Source organism: Microbacterium sp. M1A1_1b, assembly GCF_053345565.1.
This window is the reverse complement of the sequence record NZ_JBKFAJ010000001.1, coordinates 213,262-235,514: the sequence shown is the minus strand read 5'-3', so window position 1 is coordinate 235,514 and position 22,253 is coordinate 213,262. Positions and strand designations below refer to the sequence as shown.

The 22,253-nt window shown below is 69.5% G+C and carries 21 protein-coding genes; 10 read left to right on the top strand and 11 right to left on the bottom strand.

The annotated features are described in order from the left end of the window. The first annotated feature begins 81 nt into the window (after window positions 1-81). Together treS and ACLBWP_RS01050 are read left to right on the top strand one after the other, a co-directional pair. Window positions 82-1,794: a maltose alpha-D-glucosyltransferase gene (gene treS, locus ACLBWP_RS01055; protein ID WP_447653690.1), complete on the top strand. Its 1,713-nt coding sequence runs from the start codon at window positions 82-84 to the stop codon at window positions 1,792-1,794. A 184-nt stretch (window positions 1,795-1,978) separates the two neighbouring features. Further along, on the top strand, window positions 1,979-2,725 hold the full coding sequence (locus ACLBWP_RS01050) for an exonuclease domain-containing protein (protein ID WP_447653688.1): 747 nt from the start codon (window positions 1,979-1,981) through the stop codon (window positions 2,723-2,725). Window positions 2,726-2,908: 183 nt separating this feature from the next. Here the strand turns inward: ACLBWP_RS01050 and ACLBWP_RS01045 are convergent, their stop codons facing one another. The 3 genes from ACLBWP_RS01045 to glgA all read right to left on the bottom strand — a co-directional run bounded on the left by ACLBWP_RS01045 (window position 2,909) and on the right by glgA (window position 5,375). After that, window positions 2,909-3,157, bottom strand: a complete 249-nt coding sequence (locus ACLBWP_RS01045; RefSeq protein ID WP_017887280.1) for a type B 50S ribosomal protein L31 — start codon at window positions 3,155-3,157, stop codon at window positions 2,909-2,911. 111 nt (window positions 3,158-3,268) lie between these two features. Beyond that, window positions 3,269-4,051, bottom strand: coding sequence for an ABC transporter ATP-binding protein (locus ACLBWP_RS01040; protein WP_243562103.1), 783 nt, complete (start codon window positions 4,049-4,051; stop codon window positions 3,269-3,271). Window positions 4,052-4,175: 124 nt separating this feature from the next. After that, the gene (gene glgA, locus ACLBWP_RS01035; RefSeq protein ID WP_447653687.1) at window positions 4,176-5,375 is read right to left on the bottom strand and encodes a glycogen synthase; all 1,200 of its coding nucleotides are present in this window, start codon (window positions 5,373-5,375) and stop codon (window positions 4,176-4,178) included. A gap of 47 nt (window positions 5,376-5,422) precedes the next feature. On the opposite strand from glgA, the gene ACLBWP_RS01030 reads away from it, so the two are divergent. Both ACLBWP_RS01030 and serB read left to right on the top strand, forming a co-directional pair. Further along, complete coding sequence (locus ACLBWP_RS01030; protein WP_447653686.1) at window positions 5,423-6,664, top strand: glucose-1-phosphate adenylyltransferase; 1,242 nt, start codon at window positions 5,423-5,425, stop codon at window positions 6,662-6,664. Window positions 6,665-6,815: 151 nt separating this feature from the next. Next, window positions 6,816-7,454, top strand: a complete 639-nt coding sequence (gene serB, locus ACLBWP_RS01025) for a phosphoserine phosphatase SerB (RefSeq protein WP_447653685.1) — start codon at window positions 6,816-6,818, stop codon at window positions 7,452-7,454. A 144-nt stretch (window positions 7,455-7,598) separates the two neighbouring features. Here the strand turns inward: serB and fabG are convergent, their stop codons facing one another. Then, window positions 7,599-8,312 (bottom strand): 3-oxoacyl-ACP reductase FabG, encoded by a 714-nt coding sequence (gene fabG / locus ACLBWP_RS01020; RefSeq protein WP_243562099.1) that lies wholly within the window; start codon window positions 8,310-8,312, stop codon window positions 7,599-7,601. Between the two features lie 185 nt (window positions 8,313-8,497). Between fabG and ACLBWP_RS01015 the strand changes: the two genes are divergently transcribed. From ACLBWP_RS01015 to ACLBWP_RS01005, 3 genes are read left to right on the top strand one after another with little or no spacing between them, the layout of a single operon-like run. Then, entirely contained in the window at window positions 8,498-8,962 is a 465-nt protein-coding gene (locus tag ACLBWP_RS01015; RefSeq protein ID WP_243562098.1) for a DUF3099 domain-containing protein, read from the top strand. Then, complete coding sequence (locus tag ACLBWP_RS01010; RefSeq protein ID WP_308221881.1) at window positions 8,962-9,270, top strand: hypothetical protein; 309 nt, start codon at window positions 8,962-8,964, stop codon at window positions 9,268-9,270. The genes ACLBWP_RS01015 and ACLBWP_RS01010 overlap by 1 nt, the downstream gene beginning before the upstream one ends. Further along, entirely contained in the window at window positions 9,267-10,235 is a 969-nt protein-coding gene (locus tag ACLBWP_RS01005) for an SURF1 family cytochrome oxidase biogenesis protein (RefSeq protein ID WP_243562097.1), read from the top strand. Before ACLBWP_RS01010 ends, ACLBWP_RS01005 begins: the two co-directional genes overlap by 4 nt. Before the next feature lie 99 nt (window positions 10,236-10,334). On the opposite strand, the gene ACLBWP_RS01000 is transcribed toward ACLBWP_RS01005, so the two are convergent. After that, the gene (locus ACLBWP_RS01000) at window positions 10,335-11,933 is read right to left on the bottom strand and encodes an ABC-F family ATP-binding cassette domain-containing protein (RefSeq protein ID WP_243562096.1); all 1,599 of its coding nucleotides are present in this window, start codon (window positions 11,931-11,933) and stop codon (window positions 10,335-10,337) included. 117 nt (window positions 11,934-12,050) lie between these two features. Between ACLBWP_RS01000 and ACLBWP_RS00995 the strand changes: the two genes are divergently transcribed. After that, window positions 12,051-12,650: a biotin transporter BioY gene (locus ACLBWP_RS00995; RefSeq protein ID WP_447653684.1), complete on the top strand. Its 600-nt coding sequence runs from the start codon at window positions 12,051-12,053 to the stop codon at window positions 12,648-12,650. A 322-nt stretch (window positions 12,651-12,972) separates the two neighbouring features. On the opposite strand, the gene ACLBWP_RS00990 is transcribed toward ACLBWP_RS00995, so the two are convergent. From ACLBWP_RS00990 to sufB, 5 genes are all read right to left on the bottom strand, one after another. Then, the gene (locus ACLBWP_RS00990; RefSeq protein ID WP_243562094.1) at window positions 12,973-13,302 is read right to left on the bottom strand and encodes a metal-sulfur cluster assembly factor; all 330 of its coding nucleotides are present in this window, start codon (window positions 13,300-13,302) and stop codon (window positions 12,973-12,975) included. Beyond that, window positions 13,302-14,075 (bottom strand): Fe-S cluster assembly ATPase SufC, encoded by a 774-nt coding sequence (gene sufC, locus ACLBWP_RS00985; RefSeq protein ID WP_243562093.1) that lies wholly within the window; start codon window positions 14,073-14,075, stop codon window positions 13,302-13,304. The genes ACLBWP_RS00990 and sufC overlap by 1 nt, the downstream gene beginning before the upstream one ends. Before the next feature lie 65 nt (window positions 14,076-14,140). After that, on the bottom strand, window positions 14,141-14,470 hold the full coding sequence (locus tag ACLBWP_RS00980) for a non-heme iron oxygenase ferredoxin subunit (protein ID WP_243562135.1): 330 nt from the start codon (window positions 14,468-14,470) through the stop codon (window positions 14,141-14,143). Then, entirely contained in the window at window positions 14,467-15,732 is a 1,266-nt protein-coding gene (gene sufD, locus ACLBWP_RS00975; RefSeq protein ID WP_447653683.1) for a Fe-S cluster assembly protein SufD, read from the bottom strand. Before sufD ends, ACLBWP_RS00980 begins: the two co-directional genes overlap by 4 nt. Then, window positions 15,733-17,151, bottom strand: coding sequence for a Fe-S cluster assembly protein SufB (gene sufB, locus ACLBWP_RS00970; protein WP_243562091.1), 1,419 nt, complete (start codon window positions 17,149-17,151; stop codon window positions 15,733-15,735). It abuts the gene before it with no gap. Between the two features lie 259 nt (window positions 17,152-17,410). Between sufB and ACLBWP_RS00965 the strand changes: the two genes are divergently transcribed. Next, on the top strand, window positions 17,411-18,385 hold the full coding sequence (locus ACLBWP_RS00965; RefSeq protein WP_447653681.1) for a COX15/CtaA family protein: 975 nt from the start codon (window positions 17,411-17,413) through the stop codon (window positions 18,383-18,385). A 308-nt stretch (window positions 18,386-18,693) separates the two neighbouring features. Here ACLBWP_RS00965 and ACLBWP_RS00960 read toward each other — a convergent pair whose 3' ends face one another. Continuing rightward, the gene (locus ACLBWP_RS00960; RefSeq protein WP_447653680.1) at window positions 18,694-19,617 is read right to left on the bottom strand and encodes a heme o synthase; all 924 of its coding nucleotides are present in this window, start codon (window positions 19,615-19,617) and stop codon (window positions 18,694-18,696) included. A gap of 402 nt (window positions 19,618-20,019) precedes the next feature. On the opposite strand from ACLBWP_RS00960, the gene tkt reads away from it, so the two are divergent. Further along, window positions 20,020-22,116: a transketolase gene (gene tkt, locus ACLBWP_RS00955; protein WP_447653679.1), complete on the top strand. Its 2,097-nt coding sequence runs from the start codon at window positions 20,020-20,022 to the stop codon at window positions 22,114-22,116. Window positions 22,117-22,253 lie beyond the last annotated feature (137 nt).

Sequence of the window (22,253 nt, the reverse complement as noted above, 5' to 3'; positions counted from 1 at the left end):
GGAACGCTCTCGGCAGCAGCCGCCTATCGTGTCCGGAGCGGGTCGGTTCCGACGGTCCGTGACCTTCGACGAGGAGCACGGTTGACCTTCACAGCCCCGATCCAGCTGCCCGGACTCACCCTCGACCCGCAGTGGTACAAGCGCTCGGTGTTCTACGAGTGCATGATCCGCTCGTTCGTCGACTCGAACGGCGACGGCATCGGTGACATCCAGGGCGTGATCGGCAAGCTCGACTACCTGCAGTGGCTCGGCGTCGACGCGCTGTGGCTCCCGCCGTTCTTCCGGTCGCCGATGCGCGACGGCGGGTACGACATCTCGGACTACCGGGCGATCCTGCCCGAGTTCGGCACCCTCGACGACTTCCGCGAACTCGTCACGAAGTCGCACGAGCGCAACATGCGCATCGTGATCGACATGGTGATCAACCACACGTCGGACCAGCACGAGTGGTTCAAGCAGTCCCGCGAGGACCCGGACGGTCCCTACGGCGACTTCTACGTCTGGCGCGACACCGACGAGGACTACGCGAACATCCGCGTGATCTTCGTCGACACCGAGGAGTCGAACTGGACCTTCGACCCGGTGCGGCGGCAGTTCTTCTTCCACCGGTTCTTCTCGCACCAACCCGACCTGAACTTCGAGAACCCCGCCGTCGTCGAGGCGATCTACGACGTCGTGCGGCACTGGCTCGACCTGGGCGTGGACGGGCTGCGGCTCGACGCCATCCCGTACCTGTTCGAGTCGGAGGAGGGCAACGGCGAGGGCGAACCGGAGACCCACGAGTTCATCAAGAAGCTCCGGTTCATGGTCGACGACGAGTACCCCGGTCGGGTGCTGCTCGCCGAGGCGAACCAGTGGCCCCGCGAGACGGCGGCGTTCTTCGGCACCGACGACGAGCCCGAGTGCCACATGGCGTTCGACTTCCCGGTGATGCCCCGCATCTTCTACTCGCTCCGCGCGCAGCACGCGTCCGAGCTCAAGGCGATCCTGTCCGAGACGCTCGACGTGCCCGCGTCGGCCGCGTGGGGCGTGTTCCTCCGCAACCACGACGAGCTCACGCTCGAGATGGTCAGCGAGGAGTACCGCCAGGCGATGTACGGCTGGTACGGGTACGACCCGCGGATGCGCTCGAACATCGGCATCCGTCGACGCCTGGCACCGCTGCTCGACAACTCCCGCGCCGAACTCGAGCTGATCCACGCGCTGCTGTTCTCGCTGCCGGGTTCGCCGTTCCTGTACTACGGCGACGAGATCGGGATGGGCGACAACATCTGGCTGCCGGACCGCGACTCCTCGCGCACGCCCATGCAGTGGACGCCGGACCGCAACGCCGGGTTCTCCACCGCCGACCCGGGCAAGCTCTACCTGCCCGTCGTGCAGTCGCTCGTGTACAACTACGCGCAGGTCAACGTCGAGGCGCAGCTCGCACAGTCGCGGTCCCTGCTGCACTGGGTCCGCAACGTGATCCACGTGCGCAAGGCCCACCCGGTGTTCGGTCTGGGGTCGCTCGCGGTGCAGGACACCGACAACGAGAGCGTGCTGGCCTTCGTCCGCTCGTGGGAGGGCTCGGGCACGCAGTTCGGCCCGTCCGCCGAGGACGTGCTGTGCGTGTTCTCGTTCACGGTCAACCCGACCACGACGACGATCACGGCGCCGCAGTACGCCGGCCGGCCGCTGTACGACCTGTTCGGCGGCAGCTCGTTCCCCTCGTTCGACGACGAGGGCACGGTCACGCTGACGCTGGGCACGCAGTCGTTCTACTGGCTGCACGTCGGCGCCGCGCCCAACGCGTAGCGCTCTCGCCCCACTCGTTCACCTGGCTGGACGTGGGCGCCGCGCCGAACGCGTAGCGCTCTCGCCCCACTCGTTCACCTGGCTGCACGTCGGCGCCGCGCCGAACACGTGACGCATCGCTCGCGGCCCGCGTGACAGGCGGGTCGCGCGGGGCGTGTCGGTGTGTCCGGCTAGCCTGACCTGCGTGACGTTCCCCACCGCGCAGCTCGACTCGCCCGCCCCGGCGCAGGACCTCTCGACCCGGCCCTGGTGGCACGCGCTCGGGGTGTTCGACCTCGAGACGACCGGCATCGACGTCGAGACGGCCCGCATCGTCACCGCGCACGTGGGCCTGATCGACATGACCGGGCGCAGCATCGTCGAGGGCTCGTGGCTCGCCGACCCCGGGGTCCCGATCCCCGAGCAGGCCTCGGCCGTGCACGGCATCAGCACCGAGCGCGCCCAGGCCGAGGGGCGTCCCGCCGCCGAGGTCGTCGCCGAGATCGTGGCCGCTGTCGAAGCCGTGTTCGCCCGCGGCATCCCGCTGGTCATCTACAACGCCCCGTACGACCTGACCCTGCTCGACCGCGAAGCCAAGCGGCACGGCATCGCCTCGCCCGTGATCGGCAACGTCGTCGACCCGCTCGTGATCGACAAGGCGCTCGACACCTACCGCAAGGGCAAGCGCACGCTCGAGGCCGCGGCCGAGCTGTACGGCGTCGACCTGTCCGACGCGCACGATGCCGGCGCCGACGCCATCGCGGCCGGACGGGTCGCACAGGCCATCGCGGCGAAGTTCCCCGACGACCTGACCATCTCCGCCGAAGCGCTCCACCGCAAGCAGGTGGCCTGGTGCGCCGACCAGGCAGCATCGTTCCAGCAGTACATGCGGGCCAAGCGCGACCCGGCCTTCACCGCAGACACCCGCTGGCCGCACCGCAACGGCGACTGAGCACCCGGCGCCGTCCCCTGCGGTCTCGCATCGCACCCCCGCATGAACATCGCGCCCCGTCACCACGGGGCGCGATGTCTGTCAGGGGGTGCGATGCGCGATCGCCACCGACGGCACTCAGCCCCGACGCAGAACGGGCGGCCCTCCCGCAGGAGGACCGCCCGTTCGCGCGTGCTGAGCTGCTTACTTGGAGAAGCCCTTGAAGCGCTGGTTGAACTTCTCGACGCGACCGGCCGAGTCGAGGATGCGCTGCTTGCCCGTGTAGAACGGGTGCGACGCGGACGAGATCTCGACGTCGATGACCGGGTAGGTCGCACCGTCGAGCTCGATGGTCTTGTCGCTGTTCGCGGTCGAACGCGTCAGGAACGTCTCACCGGAGGCCAGGTCGCGGAAGACGATGGCGCGGTACTCGGGGTGGGTGTCGGTCTTCATGAGATTCCTCGGTGTGGATTTCGTGGTGAGAGAGAGGCGGATGCCCCGGAAGTCTGTGGCTCACGCCAGCCGTCCACGTTACCAGACAGCGGGCACGATGTGGAGCAGGAGTCAGGCTGCGCGCGCCGTGAAGCGCCCGGACTCCTTGGTGACGGTCAGGTCGATGCCGAACGCCGTCGTCAGGGTCTCGGCGGTCAGGACCTGGTCGATCGGACCGGCGGCCTGCACGTGCCCGTCCGCCAGGACCAGCGCGTGCGTGAAGCCCTCGGGGATCTCCTCGACGTGGTGGGTCACGATGACGATCGCGGGCGAGTCCGAGCTCTGCGCGTAGCCGCCCAGCGTGCGCACCAGGCTCTCACGCGCGCCGAGGTCGAGCGACGCAGCCGGCTCGTCGAGGAACAGCACCTCGGGGTCGGTCATCACCGCACGCGCGATCTGCACGCGCTTCTGTTCACCGTCGCTCAGCTCGCCGAACGTGCGGTCGGTGAAGGCGCCCAGGCCCCATTCCTCGAGCACGCGCTGCGCACGACGGACGTCGAGCTCCTCGTACTCCTCGTTCCAGCGCCCCGTGACCGAGTACGCGGCGGTCAGGACCACGTCGATGACCTTCTCGGTCACCGGGATGCGACGGGCCAGCGCGGTCGAGGCGAAGCCGATGCGCGGTCGCAGTTCGAACAGGTCGGCTCCCCCGAGCTCGGTGCCCAGGACCTCGACGTCACCCGAGGTCGGGAAGCTCTGCGCCCCGGCCACCTGCAGCAGCGTGGTCTTGCCGGCGCCGTTCGCACCGAGCACGACCCACCGCTCGTCGTCCTGCACCTCCCACGAGATCCCGTCGAGGATGGTGGCCCCGTTCCGGACCACGGACACGTCTGACAAGCGCACAACCGAGGGCATGCTCCAACCCTACGCGAGCGCGGCTGCCCGCACGGCGCACACGCCGGAACCTGACGGGAGGCCCGGGTGACGTCCGTCGCGGACGTCACCCGGGCCTCCTGTCAGGACCGGGACGGTGGCCGGCTCAGCGAGCCGCCAGCACCTGGTCGTAGACCGCACGGGTGCGCGTCGCGATCGCCGCCCACGTGAACTCGGTCTCCACGCGCAGGCGCCCGGCGCGGCCCATGAGCTTGGCGAGCCCCAGGTCGGAGAGCACCTCGTTCAGGGTGGCGGCCAGGTCGGCGACGTACCGGTCGGGGTCGGTCGGGGTGCCCGTGCCGTCGGTGGCCTGGTCGATCGGGACGATGCGGCCGGTCAGGCCGTCGGCGACGACCTCGGGGATGCCACCGGTGCGCGTGCCGACGACGGGGATGCCGCAGGCCATGGCCTCGAGGTTGACGATGCCGAGCGGCTCGTAGATCGACGGGCACACGAAGACGGTGCCGGCCGTCAGGACCTTGACGATCTCGTCGTGGGCGAGCATCCGGTCGATCCACACCACGCCGTCACCGCGCTGCCGGCGGAGGTCCTCGACCAGGCCGGTGACCTCGGCCAGGATCTCGGGGGTGTCCGGCGCGCCGGCGCACAGCACGATCTGGACCTCGGGCGGCAACGACGCCACCGCACGGAGCAGGTAGGGCAGCCCCTTCTGGCGGGTGATGCGACCGACGAAGACGACACTCGGACGCTCCGGGTCGATGCCGAGTGCACGGACGGCGTCGTGGTCGACGACGGGCTTCCACGCGTCGACGTCGATGCCGTTGTAGACGACGTGGACCTTCGACGGGTCGATGGACGGGTACGACCGCAGGATGTCGGCGCGCATGGCCTTCGACACCGCCACGACCGCGTCGGCCTGCTCGAAGGACTCGCGCTCCATCCAGCTGGACAGGCGGTAGCCGCCGCCGAGCTGCTCGGCCTTCCACGGGCGCAGTGGCTCCAGCGAGTGCGCCGTGACGACGTGCGGGATGCCGTGGGTCAGCTGCGCCAGCCGACCGGCGGCGTTGGCGTACCAGGTGTGCGAGTGCACGAGGTCGGCGCCCTCGACGTCGGCCGCCATCTGGACGTCGGTGCCGAGCGCCTGCAAGGCCCCGTTCGCCTGCTCGAGGCCGGCCGGCGTGCGGTACGCCCAGACACCCTCTTCGTCGCGGAACGCACCGAAGGCACGGACGCGCACCTCGGTGTCGGTCCTGGACCGCAGGGCCGAGGTCAGCTCGGCCACGTGGACACCCGCACCGCCGTAGACCTCCGGCGGATACTCCCTGGTCAGTAGATCGACTCGCACGGACTCAAGGTAACGGGTTCACACTCCGGACGCCTACTGTGAACCACATGGCACCAAAGAAGGTCTTCGGCATCGTCCTCGCGGGTGGCGAGGGCAAACGGCTCATGCCGCTCACTGCCGACCGCGCGAAGCCCGCTGTCCCGTTCGGCGGGAACTTCCGACTGGTCGACTTCGCCCTCTCCAACCTGGTCAACTCCGGGCTGCAGAAGATCGTCGTCCTGACGCAGTACAAGTCCCACAGCCTCGACCGCCACGTCGCCGAGACGTGGCGCATGGAGGGGCTGCTCGGCTCGTACGTCGCGTCGGTCCCGGCGCAGCAGCGACTGGGCAAGCGCTGGTTCGCCGGGTCGGCCGACGCGATCCTGCAGTCGCTCAACCTGCTCCGCGACGAGCGGCCCGACATCGTCGTCGTGGTCGGTGCGGACCACGTCTACCGCATGGACTTCTCGCAGATGGTCGAGGCGCACATCGCGTCGGGCCGGAACGCCACCGTCGCGGCCATCCGGCAGCCGATCGGCCTGGCCGACCAGTTCGGCGTGATCCAGGTCGCCGCGGACGAGGCCACCAAGATCGACGCGTTCCTCGAGAAGCCCAAGGACGCTGTCGGCCTGGCGGACTCCCCCGGCGAGATCCTGGCGTCGATGGGCAACTACGTCTTCAACGCCGACGCGCTGGTCGACGCCGTGCTGCGCGACGGGCAGATCGAGACGAGCGACCACGACATGGGCGGCGACATCGTGCCCGACTTCGTCGCCCGCGGTGATGCCGGCGTGTACGACCTGCAGCGCAACGAGGTCCCCGGGTCGAACGACCGCGACAAATACTACTGGCGCGACGTGGGGACGATCGACTCGTTCTACGACGCGCACATGGACCTGATCGCCCCCGTGCCGGTGTTCAACCTGTACAACACCGACTGGCCGATCTTCAACCAGCAGACGAACCTGCCGCCGGCGAAGTTCGTGCGCGACGGCAACGGCAACACGGGCGCCACGATCGACTCGATCGTGTCGCTCGGCTGCCTGATGTCCGGCGCACAGCTGGAACGCAGCGTCATCGGTCCCTGGTGCACCGTCGACTCGGGCGCCAAGGTGCTCGACTCGATCGTGTTCGAGCGGGCGACCATCGGCGCCGGGTCGATCGTCAACCGGGCCATCCTCGACAAGGACGTGGTGCTCGCACCGGGCGCCCAGGTCGGCGTCGACCGCGAAGCCGACGAGGCCCGCGGGTTCACCGTGACCGAGTCGGGGATCACCGTCGTGGGCAAGGGCGTCCGCGTCGAAGCGTAGCCCGACCGGGCCGGGACTCCACCCACGGGTCGGCAGGGGCGTCCGCGTCGAGGCGTAGCCCCGACCAGACCGATCTGTAGGTCAGCGGCACCCGGGCTCCGGCCCGGGTGCCGCTTCGTCATCTGGTGTGCAGCACCGCTACCGTGGTGGCGTGCCGCGCTTCCTCGTCGTCCTCGATGCCGACTCCACCCTGCTCGAGGACGAGGTCATCGAGCTGCTCGCCGATGGTGCCGGGACCCGGCCACAGGTCCAGGCGATCACGGAGCGCGCCATGCGCGGCGAGATCGACTTCGCCGACAGCCTGCGGGAGCGTGTCGCGACCCTGGCAGGCCTCCAGGCCGACGTCGTCGACCGCGCCCAGCGGGCGGTCCGCGTGACGCACGGGGCCGACGAGCTGGTCCGCGGCGTACACGCCGCCGGCGGCACCGTGGGTGTGGTGTCGGGCGGGTTCCACGAGGTGCTCGACCCGTTCGCCGCCCGGCTGGGCCTGGACCACTGCCGGGCCAACCGGCTCGAGGTCGTCGACGGCACCCTGACCGGACACGTGCTCGGTGGCGTCGTGGACGCCGCGGCGAAGGCCGAGACGCTGCTCGCGTGGGCGGCGTCGGACGGCGTGCCGGTGTCGCGGACCGTGGCCGTCGGTGACGGGGCCAACGACCTGGCGATGATGGGGGTGGCCGCACTGTCCGTGGCCTTCGACGCCAAGCCGCGCGTTCGGCAGGAGGCGGACGTCGTGGTCGTCGACCGCGACCTGTCGGCCGTGCTGGCGGCGCTCGGCCTGCGCGGCTGACGGTCGCGGCTGCCCGCGCACGCTGCGCCCTGGGGCGCCGAGTCTCGGCTCCGCGGACATCGTGCGCCGGTCGCACGCCGCAGCGTGTCCGCCCGGCCGAGTCTCGGCGGCTGCGACGCCCGCGCGGCCGCCGCGCGATCGGCGCTAGTGGCCCATGCCCAGGCCACCGTCGACCGGGATGACCGCACCGGAGACGTAGCCGGCGCCGTCGCTCGCCAGGAACAGCGTGGCGTCGGCGACGTCGTCGACGGTGCCGTACCGGGCCGCGGGGATCTGCTTCTTGAACTCGGCCTGCAGTTCCTCTGGCAGGGCAGCGGTCATGTCCGTCTGGATGAACCCCGGCGCCACGACGTTGGCCGTGATCCCACGCGAACCGAGCTCGCGGGTGATCGACCGGGCCATGCCGACCAGGGCGGCCTTGGACGAGGCGTAGTTGACCTGGCCGACCTGACCGTAGGCGCCCACGACACTGGACATCAGCACGATGCGCCCGAACTTCGCCTTCATCATGCCCTTGGTCGCGCGCTTGACCACACGGAAGGTGCCCGTCAGGTTCGTGTCGATGACGCTCGTGAAGTCCTCTTCCGACATGCGGAGCAGCAGTCCGTCGTTCGTGATGCCGGCGTTGGCGACCAGGACCTCGATCGGGCCGAGCTCCTGCTCCACCCGGGTGAAGGCGGCGTCGACCGAAGCCGTGTCGGTGATGTCGGCCTGCACGGTGAGGGCACCCTCGGGGCCGCCGTCACCGCTGCGCGAAGTGACCGCCACCCGGTGGCCGGCGGCGACGAACCGAGCAGCGAGGGCATGGCCGATGCCACGGTTGCCGCCGGTGACGAGGACGGTACGGGGGGTGGTCATGATCGCTCCGTTCGCTGGGGGCGCGGGGGTTCCCGCGCGGGCGCGCCGGAGTGCACTCCGCCCGACACGCCCGCACGAGCCTACCCGGGCCGACGTGGACCACACGATGCGGGCAAGTGTCGGTGGACGGGCTTAGGGTTGGTCGTGGGCAGACGGAGATCGAACGCATGAAGACGACGCAACGCATGACAGGACCCCTGGGGTCGGCGCGCGGCATCAAGTCGGCACGACGCACGACCCAGAGCATCACGGCACTGCCGGACAACCCGCAGCGGGACCGGAAGCACCGGCTCTCGCGGTACATCTGGCAGATGGCGGTCCGCGTGATCCTGTTCGTCGGCGCAGTCCTGATCTACACGGTGTGGCACAGCCCGCTGCTGGCGATCATCCCCATCGTCCTGGCCGGGGTCATCCCGTGGATCGCGGTCGTCATCGCGAACGCCGGCAGCCACACCGAGTCCGACTACGTCGCACCCGCGGGTGCCGTCGTCCGGGCCGCCGACTACGACCCCCGCCTGCGCGAAGCCCAGGAAGACGCGCGCGCCCAGGCCTACCGCGACGAACAGGAGCGGTTGCGGCAGAACGCCCAGCACGCGCAGGAAGAATGGCAGCGCACCGGTGACCGTTCCCGGGTCTGGGGACACCGCTGATGGGTGCCACGTTCGACCTGATCACCGAGGCCGGGTCGACGCCCGTCTGCTCACGCGCCGGCTGCACGAACCCCGCTGCGTGGCGCATCAACTGGCGCAACCCCCGCATCCACGCGATCGACCGGGTCAAGATCTGGTCCGCGTGCGACGACCACCGCGACTTCCTGGCCGACTACCTGCGCTCGCGGACGTTCCCGGTGCGCGTGACCGGCCTCGACGAGGACGTCGAACGGCTCGACGACGTCAAGCAGCAGGACACCCCGAAGAACGACGTCGGTGAACGGGCTCGCGCCGCGAACGACCGATGAACGAGTTCGACCCGCGCAGTCGCTACGGCCGACGGCACGCCGAGCGCATCCGGCGCGCGGCCGCCGAGGAGCGCCGAACCGACGACACTGCCGCCCGTGATCCCGATGAACCCTTCGTCGGCTGGGGCTTCGTCCGCAGCCGCCGGTGGTTCGGCTACCTGGCCATCGCGGTCGGCTTCGCGATCCTCTGCACCCTGTTCGGCATGTGGCAGTGGGACCGTCGCAACGAAGCCGTGCGCGAGAACCAGCAGATCGCCGCGAACTACGACCACACGCCGGTGCCGGTGCGGGACGCCCTCCCCCGGGCCGGCAGCTGGCAGGACGACCAGACCTGGCTGCGCGTCGAGGTCACGGGTCGGTACGACACCGACGACCAGTTGCTGGTGCGCAACCGCGTGCACAACGGCCAGCCCGGCTTCGAGGTCCTGACCCCCCTGGTCACCGCCGACGGCCGGGCCTTCGTCGTCGACCGCGGCTGGGTGCCGACGGGCAACCGGCAGGACGCCCCGGACAGCGTGCCCGCACCGCCATCCGGACAGGTCACGGTCGTGGCGCGCCTGCAGCAGAGCGAACCGCGCATCCCCGGACGCACCGACCCGGCCCACACCGACCAGGTGCAGTCCGTCACGCTGACCGATGTGGCGAAGAAGATCGACGCCCCCATCTGGACGGGGGCCTACGGCCAGCTCGCGTCCGAGTCCCCCGCGCCCGCCGATGCCCGACCGCTCGGCTGGGACCGTCCGAGCGCCGACACCGGGTTGCACCTGAGCTACTTCATCCAGTGGTTCATGTTCGCGGCCGGCGGGTTCGGGTTCCTGGCGTACCTGATGGTGCAGGAGTACCGGAACCTCAACCAGGACGACCCCGAAGAACGCGAGCGCGCCCTCGAGCGGCAGCGCCGCAAGGACGCCAAGCCGAAGACGGACGCCGACGTCGAGGACGAGCTGCTCGAATCGCGCGGCTGACGTCCGACGCACCCACCGATCGGACGGGAGGCCCGTGGCGGCGCCGCCACGGGCCTCCCGTTCGTCGTCTGGTACCGACCAGAACGGACCGGGTCGGCGCTACGCCAGCTCGATGAGCTCGGCGTAGTCCTTGTTCCAGTGGTCCTCGGTGCCGTCGGGCAGCAGCAGGACCCTTTCCGGGTTCAGGGCCTCGACCGCGCCGGTGTCGTGCGACACCAGGACGACGGCCCCCTCGAAGCCGGCAAGCGCGTTCAGGATCTCCTCGCGTGACGCCGGGTCCAGGTTGTTCGTCGGTTCGTCGAGCAGCAGCACGTTGGCGCCGGACACGACGATCATCGCGAGCGACAGGCGCGTCTTCTCGCCACCGGACAGCACCCCGGCCTTCTTGTAGCCGTCGTCGCCGGTGAACAGGAACGACCCGAGCACCCGACGTGCCTCGGTCTCGTTGAGGTCGGTCGACGCGGACACCATGTTCTCGATCACCGTGCGGTTGATGTCGATGTTCTCGTGCTCCTGCGCGTAGTAGCCGATGCGCAGGCCGTGCCCGGGCAGGATCTCCCCCGTGTCCGGTGCGTCCGCACCCGCCAGGATGCGCAGCAGCGTCGTCTTGCCGGCACCGTTGAAGCCCAGGATGACCACGCGGGAACCACGGTCGATGGCCAGGTCGACACCGGCGAAGATCTCGAGCGAGCCGTACGACTTCGACAGCCCCTCGGCCATCAGCGGCGTGCGGCCGCACGGGGCCGGCGTGGGGAAGCGGATCTTCGCGACCCGGTCGGCCACCCGCTCGTCCTCGAGGCCCGCGAGCAGCTTGTCGGCGCGGGCGACCATCTGGTGCGCCGCAGCGGCCTTCGACGCCTTGGCACCGAAGCGCGCGGCCTGGTCCTTCAGCGTGGCGGCCTTCTTCTCGGCACCGGCGCGCTCCTTGCGGCGGCGCTCCTCGTCGGCGACGCGCTGCCGCTGGTACAGCTTCCAGCCCATGTTGTAGATGTCGATGGTCTGGCGGTTGGCATCGAGGTAGAAGACCCGGTTGACGACCTCGTCGACGAGTTCGACGTCGTGGGAGATCACGATGACGCCGCCGGGGTAGGTCTTCAGGTGCTCACGCAGCCACACGACACTGTCGGCGTCGAGGTGGTTGGTCGGCTCGTCCAGGATCATCGTCTCGGCGTCCGAGAACAGGATGCGGGCGAGCTCGATGCGGCGACGCTGACCACCGGAGAGCGTCTTGAGCTGCTGGTCGAGGATGCGGTCCGGCAGCTTGAGGTTCGACGCGATGGACGCCGCCTCGGCCTCGGCCGCGTAGCCGCCGAGCGCGTTGAACTGGTCGTCGAGCCGCGAGTACCGACGCATGGCCTTGTCGGCGACCGCAGGGTCGTCGCTGGCCATGTCGAGCGTCGCCTGGCGGATGCCCTCGACCAGCTCGCCGAGCCCACGGGCGTCGAGGATGCGCTTGCGGGCGGTGTCCTCGGGGTTGCCCGAGCGCGGGTCCTGCGGCAGGTAGCCGATCTCACCGGTGCGGTCGATCTTGCCGTCGGTCGGTGGCTGCTCGCCCGCCAGCGCCTTGGTCATCGTGGTCTTCCCGGCGCCGTTCCGGCCGACGAGACCGATCTTGTCGCCCTTCTCCACTCGGAAGGACACGTGCTCCATCAGGAGGCGAGCCCCGACGCGGATCTCGAGGTCGTGCACGGCAAGCACAGTGGAAGTCCAATCAGTTGGTGGTTGTGCACAACGGTGTGTGCGGGAGGTGCACCGCTACGCTGACGGGACCGGCTGTCCCAGAACAGGGACCAGCAGTCCATTCTAGGAGAATCCATGACGAACGCCACCGGGTTCGCTCCCCGCGCAGTCCTCGCCGACCGTCTCCGCACCCAGGGGGCGGTCACGAACGTCGCCCTGGTCGCGGGCGGCGCACTGTTCACCGCCGCCATGGCCCAGGTCGAGATCCCGATGTGGCCGGTGCCGATCACCGGTCAGACCCTGGCCGTCGTGCTCGTCGGCGCCACCCTCGGCGCCCGTCGCGGCATCCTCTCGATGCTCGTCTACGCGGTCGCCGGACTGGCGGGTGCACCGTTCTTCGCCGACATGCAAGGCGGCCTGCACGCCCTGACGCTGCCGAGCTTCGGCTACGTCATCGGCTTCGTGCCGGCCGCGGGCGTCATCGGGTGGCTCGCGCGACGCAACTGGGACCGCAAGGTCGGCCGCGCTGCCGTGGCCTTCACGCTCGCCAGCGCGATCCCGTTCGTCACGGGTCTGCCCTGGCTGGCCGTCGCCCTCGGTGCGCTCGGCCTGCCGAACGACCTGCAGTCGGTGCTGGCCGCCGGCCTGTACCCGTTCATCGTGGGCGGCCTGGTGAAGGCGCTCATCGCCGCGGGCATCGTCCCCCTGGTGTGGAAGGCCGTCGGCCGCCGCTGACGCCCGTACGTCCGACGAGGGCCCCGCACCGAACGGTGCGGGGCCCTCGTGTGTCGTGGGCGCCTCGTCGGACAGCGTGACCGGTCGCAGAACGTCGGTGCGCGGCCCGTCGCCGCCTGCCGACTGGTCGCAACACCCCGTCCGCTCCACGCCGAGTGGTCGCGAACCGTCGGTGCGCGGGCCGCACACCGACGGTTCGTGACCACTCGGCGGACGTGAGCGGTGCGTCGTGACCAGTCAGCGGGCAGTGAGTCGGGCACACGACGAACGGGAGGCGCGGTGCCAGCTGGCACCGCGCCTCCCGTTCGTGGGTGGGTCGTGACTAGATCGAGAAGCCGAGCGCGCGCATCATCTCGCGTCCGTCGTCGGTGATCCGCTCGGGGCCCCACGGCGGCATCCACACCCAGTTGATGCGGAAGGCGTCGACGATGCCGTCGAGCGCGTTGGCGGTGTCACCCTCGATGACGTCGGTCAGAGGGCAGCCGGCGCTCGTCAGCGTCATGCTGATGATGAGCGCCGTGGCCTCGTCGTCCCAGGCCAGGTCGTAGATCAGGCCGAGGTCGACGATGTTCACGCCGAGCTCCGGGTCCTGCACCTCTTTCAGGCCCTCGACGACCTCGTCGAACTTGTCCGGTGCCAGTGCGGTGATCATCAGTTGCCCGCCGCAGCGGCCTCGGCCTGCACGTAGCGGTCGTAGCCCTCGTTCTCAAGACGGTCGGCGAGCTCGGGGCCGCCCTGCTCGGCGATCTTGCCGGCGACGAAGACGTGCACGAAGTCAGGCGTGATGTACCGCAGGATGCGCGTGTAGTGCGTGATGAGCAGCACGCCCAGCCCGGTGGCGGCCTTGGCACGGTTGACGCCCTCGGAGACGATCTTCAGCGCGTCGACGTCGAGGCCGGAGTCGGTCTCGTCCAGGACGGCGAACTTCGGCTTGAGGAGCTCGAGCTGCATGATCTCGTGGCGCTTCTTCTCGCCGCCGGAGAAGCCCTCGTTGACGTTGCGCTCGGCGAACGAGGCGTCCATCTTGAGGTCGGCCATCGACGTGCGGAGGTCCTTGATCCACCCACGCAGGGCCGGAGCTTCGCCGTCGATCGCGGTCTTGGCGGTGCGCAGGAAGTTCGACACGGTCACGCCGGGGATCTCGACCGGGTACTGCATGGCGAGGAACATGCCGGCACGGGCACGCTCGTCGACGCTCATGTCGAGGACGTTCTGCCCGTCGAGGGTGATCGAGCCGCCGACCACGTGGTACCGGGGGTGTCCGGCGATCGTGTACGCCAGGGTCGACTTGCCGGAGCCGTTCGGGCCCATGATCGCGTGGATCTCGCCCTCGTTGATGGTCAGGTCGACGCCCTTGAGGATCTCCTTGACACCCTGGTCGGTGTCGATGGAGACCTGCAGGCCGCGGATTTCGAGAGTGGACATTGCGTTCCTTCGGTTGCAGCTGGTGTGTGCGGCGTCAGCCGCGGGAGGAGTGTGGAGACCCGGTGTCAGTCGACGGGGACGGGGTCGTGCACGTCGACGTAGACCTCGCCGTCGCGGACCTCGACCCGGAAGACCGGGACGGGCTCGTACGCCGGGAAGTTCTTCGGCTTGCCGGTGGTCAGCGAGAACTGCGAGCCGTGGGCCCAGCACTCCAGCGAGTCACCCTCGACGAAGCCCTCGGCCAGCGAGATGTCCCCGTGGGTGCAGGTGTCGCCGATCGCGTGCACGGTGCCGGCCGAGTCCTTGACGATCGCGACCGCGGTGCCGTCGACGACCACGCGCATCGGGCTGTCCACCGCGATGTCGGCCTCGGCGCAGACCTTCTCGGCCATCAGGCGTCCGAGCCGTTCGTGACCGGAGCGGCCAGGACCGTGCGCCCTTCGAGCAGCTCCTGCTCGACGGCGGCGATGAGACGTTCCTCGAGCTCGGGCGCGCCGATCTTCTGGATGACCTCGACCAGGAAGCCGAGCACGACCAGACGACGGGCCTCTTCTTCCGGGATGCCACGGGCCTGCAGGTAGAACAGCTGCTCGTCGTCGAAGCGGCCCGTCGCGCTGGCGTGACCGGCACCGGCGATGTCGCCGGTCTCGATCTCGAGGTTCGGGATGCTGTCGGCGCGCGTGCCGTCGGTCAGGACCAGGTTGCGGTTCTGCTCGTACGAGTCGGTTCCGGGGGCCGTGCGACCGATCAGGACGTCGCCGATCCACACCGTGTGTGCACCGGCGCCCTGCAGGGCGCCCTTGTAGTTGACGCGGCTGCGGGTGTTCGGTGCGTCGTGGTTCACGTACACCTGCTGCTCGATGTACTGGCCGGCGTCGGCGAAGTACACGCCGTACATCTCGGTGTCGGCGCCCTGCCCGCCCAGGTGGGTCGAGGGGTTCACCCGGACGACGTCGCCGCCGAGCGAGACCACGACGTGCTTGAGGAAGGCGTCACGCCCGACCTCGGCGAAGTGCGTCGACACGTGCACGGCGTCGTCGTCCCAGTCCTGCACCGTCACGACGGTCAGGCGGGCGTTGTCGTGGACCACGACCTCGACGTTCTCGCTGAGCAGCGCCGAACCACGGTTGTCGATGACGACGATGCCCTGCGCGTTCGGCTCGGCCGTGATGACCGTGTGGGCAGCGCGGGGCTGCGTGCCGAACGCGGATCGCGTGATCGCGATCGACTCGTGCGACTCGGTGGCCTTGATCGTGACGGCGAGCACCGCGTCGCGCGCCGTCCAGGCCGCCGCGGCGGCCCGGTCCTCCGGCAGCCCAGCGGTGCCGACGCGCGAGTCGTCGCTGCGGACCCACTCGACGTCGGCGCCGTCGGTCTGCGTGGCGAGGTACGGGTACGCCGAACCGTCGAGACCGCCGGCGAGCAGCGGCTGGATCTTGTCGAGCGGCGCGAACTTCCAGTTGACCTCGCGGCCGGTGACGGCGGTGTAGGCGTCGATGTCGCCGGACTGCGGGCGCTCGGAGCGCGTCTGGACGGGGACCGTGGTCGCCCAAGCGCCGTCCGAGTGCGCGCGAGCGCCGTGCTGTTCGGTACCGGCGACACCGGCGGCCGGGGCGGTCGGCTGGTCGATTCGGGGGGTGGGGGTGGAACTCGACATCTAGCCGACGGATCCTTCCATGCTCATCTCGATGAGCTTGTTGAGTTCGAGTGCGTACTCCATCGGGAGCTCGCGGGCGATCGGCTCGATGAAGCCGCGGACGATCATGGCCATCGCCTCGTCCTCGGCCATCCCGCGGGACATCAGGTAGAACAGCTGTTCCTCGCTGACGCGCGAGACCGTGGCCTCGTGGCCGAGCTGGACGTCGTCCACGCGGATGTCGATCGCCGGGTACGTGTCGGACCGGCTGACGGTGTCGACGAGCAGCGCGTCACAGCGGACCGTGTTGGCCGCGTGGTGCGCGCCCGGGTCGACCCGGACCTCGCCGCGGTAGCCGGCACGGCCACCGCCACGGGCGATCGACTTCGAGACGATCGAGGACGTCGTGTACGGCGCCATGTGGATCATCTTCGCGCCGGCGTCCTGGTGCTGGCCGGGTCCGGCGAAGGCGACCGACAGGGTCTCGCCCTTGGCGTGCTCGCCGGCCAGGTAGATGGACGGGTACTTCATCGTGACCTTGGACCCGATGTTGCCGTCGATCCACTCCATGGTCGCGCCCTCGTGCGCGATGGCGCGCTTGGTGACCAGGTTGTAGACGTTGTTCGACCAGTTCTGGATCGTCGTGTAGCGAACGCGGGCGTTCTTCTTCACGATGATCTCGACGACCGCCGAGTGCAGCGAGTCCGACTTGTAGATCGGGGCGGTGCAGCCCTCGATGTAGTGGACGTACGAGTCCTCGTCCGCGATGATCAGCGTCCGCTCGAACTGGCCCATGTTCTCGGTGTTGATCCGGAAGTACGCCTGCAGCGGGATCTCGACGTGGACGCCCTTGGGGACGTAGACGAACGAGCCGCCCGACCACACGGCCGTGTTGAGCGCAGCGAACTTGTTGTCCCCAGCAGGGATCACGGTGCCGAAGTACTCCTGGAACAGCTCGGGGTGCTCACGGAGCGCCGTGTCGGTGTCCATGAAGATGACACCCTGCTGCTCGAGGTCCTCGCGGATCTGGTGGTAGACCACCTCGGACTCGTACTGCGCGGCCACACCGGCGACCAGGCGCTGACGCTCGGCCTCGGGGATCCCGAGCTTCTCGTACGTGGCGCGGATGTCCTCGGGCAGGTCTTCCCACGACTGGGCCTGCTTCTCGGTGGAGCGCACGAAGTACTTGATGTTGTCGAAGTCGATGCCGGTCAGGTCGGCGCCCCACGTCGGCATGGGCTTGCGGCCGAACAGCGACAGGCCCTTGAGCCGGTTCTTGAGCATCCACTCGGGCTCGTTCTTGAGGTTCGAGATGTCGGTGACGACCTCGTCCGAGACACCACGGCGGGCCGAGGCTCCGGCGGAGTCCGAGTCGGACCAGCCGAACTCGTACTGGCCGAGTCCCTCGAGTTCTGGACGGTCGATGAGCACGTCGGACATGGTCTCCTCGTTTCCTTCTCGCGGCAGTTCCCTGGCGGCAACCGGCGGCTGCCGGATGCCATTCCATCGCGGACCCCCGACAGGACGGACCTGCGGTGATCACGCAGCTGCTGCCTCGCAACGTCATGGTTCCACGCAGTCCTGGGTTCCACCGGCGATCTCGGCCCATTCGGAGCCGGCGCCTGCCTAGACTTGACTGCTGCTGAACCCTCGAATCCTACAGGGCAACCGCACAGAACGACAGGAAGGCACCACCCCCGTGACTCGCGTCGCATCTGAAGCCGATCAGCACGTCCGCACCCCGTGGTGGTCACTCCCCCGGTCCGTCGACCCGCGCGTGGTCGTGCTGGCCTGGGCGTCGTTCGTGGTCGAGGTGGTCCTGATCGGCACCGGCGGGCTCGTCCGACTGACCGCCTCGGGCCTCGGATGCCCCACCTGGCCGCGCTGCACCGCCGACTCGCTCGTCTCCACACCCGAGATGGGCGTGCACGGGATCATCGAGTTCGGCAACCGTCTGCTGACGTTCGTGCTCGTCGTCGTCGCCATCGCGATGTTCCTGGCCGTCATCCGGATGCGCCGGACGCGCCCCGAACTGTTCTGGCTGGCGTTCGCCCAGGGCGCAGCGATCCCCGTCCAGGCCGTCATCGGTGGCCTGAGCGTCCTGACCAACCTGAACCCCTACGTCGTCGGCCTGCACTTCGTCGTGTCGACGGCCCTGGTCGCCGTCACCGCGACCCTGGTCTACCGGTCGATGAACGGCCCCCGAACCGAGCGTCGCCTGGTGCCGAACTGGTACACCGGCGTCGTCCGCGGCACGATCGCCGCCACCGTCGTCACGGTCCTGCTCGGCATCCTGACGACCGGCAGCGGCCCGCACGCCGGCGCCGACGAAGCCGTCGACGGTGGTCGTCTGCACCGCACCGGCCTCGACCCGGCGGTGCTGCAGCATGTGCACGCCGTCCCCGCCTACATCCTGTTCGCGCTGACCCTGGTGCTCGTGGTCGGTGCGGTCCGCCTGCGGCTGTCGAGCCGGTGGGCGCTCGTGCTGCTCGTCGTCGAGTTCGTCCAGATCGCGGTCGGCCTGACCCAGGCACGGACGGCCCTGCCGGTCGGGCTCGTCGGCACGCACATGGTCCTGGCCGGCCTGCTGGTCGGCGCGGTCACCGTCGTGACGCTGTCCACCCGGGCGACGGCCGGTCGCGACGCCGTCCGCGAGCCGCTCGCGCGCACCTGACGCGCGCACCTGACGGACAGCGCGCGCCTGACGCGCGCACCTGACGGACAGCGCGCGCCTGACGCGCGCACCTGACGGACAGCGCGCGCCTGACGCGCGCACCTGACGGACAGGAGGCCCGGCGCCAGCTGGCACCGGGCCTCCTGTCCGTTCCGTGGCGGCACCCGGGCCGCGCCACCGAGCGCCGACCCGGAACGACGCGCCGACCGGAACGACGCGCTGACCCGGAACGACAGGGACGTCGTCGGACGACATCGCACATGTCGTACTGGGTCAGAACCGCAGCGCGGAGCGCCGCAGCCTGCGCCCTAGAAGGTGAAGACCTGCGGCAGCAACGGGTCGATGCCCACGGCGATGAACAGCAGCGTCAGGTAGGTGATCGAGCTGTGGAACACGCGCATCGGGTGCACCTGCTCGACGTGCTGGATCGCACGGTTGTACAGCTTGTGCGACTCGACGACGAACCAGATGCCGCCGGCCAGCGCGACCACGGTGTACAGCGGCCCCATGTGGGCGACGGGGATCAGCAGCAGGGAGCAGACCAGGGTCGCCCAGGCGTACAGGACGACCTGCAGGCCGACGACGCTGCGGCCGCGGACGACCGCCAACATCGGCACCGATGCCGCGTCGTAGTCGTCGCGGTACTTCATCGACAGCGGCCAGTAGTGCGGCGGCGTCCACAGGAAGATCACCATGAACAGGATGACCGGCGCCCAGGTGAGCGACCCGGTGACCGCTGCCCAGCCGATCAGCACGGGCATGCACCCGGCGGACCCGCCCCAGACGATGTTCTGCGGCGTGCGGCGCTTGAGCCACAGCGTGTAGACGAACACGTAGATCAGGATCGCGGCGACGCTCAGGGCCGCGGCGAGCCAGTTGACCAGGAAGCCGAGCACGGCCGTCGAGCCGATCGCCAGGATCCACGAGAAGACCAGCGCCTGCCGGTCGGTGAGTTCACCGGTGACGAGCGGCCGGGCGCTCGTGCGCTTCATCAGGCGGTCGATGTCGCGGTCGATGTAGCAGTTGAACGCCGAGGCGGACCCGGCGGACATCGCGCCGCCCAGCAGCGTCCAGAAGACCAGCCACAGGTCTGGGACCCCGCGCTGTGCGAGGAACATCGTCGGCGCCGTGGTCACGAGCAGCAGCTCCATGACCCGCGGCTTCGTCAGCGAGACGTACGCTCGGACCTTGCGGGACAGGGTCGAGCGACGACCGGTGTCGGGCCTGGTCACGGTGGCAGTCGGCAAGGGGACCTTCAGTCTGTTCGCGTCAGCTCGCACACTCGGTGGACGTCGCCGTCGGCGTCCGGGCATGCGCTGACCCGGAATGCTCACGGGTCGACAACAGTTTACGTGATGGAAGCGCCGCGATGATGCCCCGCTCCTCCCGACACGCCCGGTACGGCCCCCGCTGAGGCCACTTCACGTGAACTTCCGGCGTCACCTGGGGACCTTCTGTGTGGCAGTTCACTATGCTGGAGGGGCCCCCCGCAGTGTGCCCCGATGACGCCGGCCGCTCCACGAGCCGGTCGGCCGCCGTTGACCGGCGACCACGCCAGGGCCCCGGGTGGCAACCATGTCCGTGCGATGGCACGAGCCCTCGCACATGTCGCATCAAGAAGGGTCAACATCCAAGTGGCTGAATTCACCTGGGACGCCATCGACAAGAAGGCCGTCGACACGGCCCGTGTGCTCGCCGCCGATTCGGTCGAGGCCGCCGGCAACGGTCACCCCGGCACCGCGATGAGCCTCGCCCCGCTCGCCCACCTGCTCTTCCAGAAGGTGATGCACCGCGACCCGAGCGACTCCACCTGGATCGGCCGTGACCGCTTCATCCTGTCTGCGGGCCACGCCTCGATCCTGCAGTACGTGCAGTTCTACCTCGGCGGCTACGGCCTCGAGCTCGACGACCTGCAGCACCTGCGCAAGTGGGGCTCGAAGACCCCGGGTCACCCGGAGTACGGCCACACCGACGGCGTCGAGATCACGACCGGCCCGCTCGGCCAGGGCCTGGCCTCGTCAGTCGGCTTCGCCTACGCACAGCGCTTCGAGCGCGGCCTGTTCGACCCGGAGACCCCCGCTGGTCAGTCCGCGTTCGACCACTTCACCTACGTGATCGCCGGCGACGGCGACATGCAGGAGGGCATCACGAACGAAGCCGGCTCGCTCGCTGGTCGCCAGCAGCTGGGCAACCTCATCGCGTTCTACGACTCGAACCAGATCTCGATCGAGGACAACACCGACATCGCGTTCTCGGAGAGCGTCCCCGAGCGCTACGAGGCCCTCGGCTGGCACGTCCAGATCGTCGACTGGAAGAAGACCGGCGAGTACCACGAGGACGTCGAAGCGCTGTACGCGGCGATCGAGGCCGCCAAGCAGGTCACCGACAAGCCGTCGCTCATCGTCCTCAAGACGATCATCGGCTGGCCGTCGCCGACCAAGCAGAACTCCGGCAAGATCCACGGTTCGGCGCTCGGCGCCGACGAGATCAAGGGTCTCAAGGAAGTCCTCGGCTTCGACACCGACAAGACCTTCGACGTCGACCCCGAGGTGCTCGAGTACACCCGCGGCGCCGTCGCCAAGGGCCAGGCGCAGCACGCCGAGTGGCAGAAGACCTTCGACGCGTGGGCCGCGGCCAACGCCGACAAGAAGGCCCTGTTCGACCGCATGCAGGCCAAGGAGGTCCCCGAGGGCCTCGAGGCAGCGCTGCCGGTGTTCTCCACCGAGAAGGCCGTCTCGACCCGTGCCGCCTCGGGCAAGGTCATCAACGCCATCGCGCCGCTGATGCCCGAGTTCTGGGGTGGTTCCGCCGACCTCGCCGAGTCGAACCTGACCACGATCGAGGGCGCCAAGTCCTTCGGTCCGGCCGAGGCGTCGACGTCGACGTGGAGCACCGACCCGTTCGGCCGCGTGCTGCACTTCGGCATCCGCGAGCACGCCATGGGCGCGATCCTCAACGGGATCGTCCTGCACGGCAACACCCGCCCCTTCGGTGGCACCTTCCTGATCTTCAGCGACTACATGCGTCCGGCGGTCCGTCTCGCCGCACTCATGAAGGCGCCGGCGGTCTACGTGTGGACGCACGACTCCATCGCCCTGGGCGAGGACGGCCCCACGCACCAGCCGGTGGAGCAGCTCACCGCACTCCGCGCGATCCCGGGTCTCGACGTCGTCCGTCCGGCCGACGCCAACGAGGTCGCGTACGCGTGGCTGACGGTCCTGTCGCACACCGACCGCCCGGCCGGTCTGGCGCTCAGCCGCCAGAACCTCCCGGTGTTCGAGCGTGGCGAGGGCGACGCCGCGGGTGAGACCCTCGCGTCCGCCAAGAACGTCGCGAAGGGCGCGTACGTGCTCGCCGAGGCGCCGAACGGCACCCCGGACGTCATCCTCATCGGCTCCGGCTCCGAGGTGCAGATCGCGATCGACGCCCGCGAGCAGCTCAAGGGCGAGGGCATCAACGCCCGCGTCGTGTCCGCGCCGTCGCTCGAGTGGTTCTTCGAGCAGGACGAGGCCTACCGCGAGTCGGTCCTGCCGTCCTCGATCAAGGCCCGCGTGTCGGTCGAGGCCGGCATCGGCATGAGCTGGCGCGACATCGTCGGCGACGCCGGTCGCAGCGTCTCGATCGAGCACTTCGGTGCCTCGGCGGACTACCAGACGCTGTACAACGAGTTCGGCTTCACCACCGAGCACGTCGTCGCAGCCGCGAAGGAAACCATCGCAGCAGCATCCTGAGTCGTGAGGGCCGGGTCCGGTACGCGGACCCGGCCCTCCCGCACGGGAGGCCCCACCCGGCTCCGCCGGTCGCCTCCCGTCACCAGGGGCTCGCCCCCGAAGACCCCGACATCACGTCGACGAAAGAAGAGAAACAC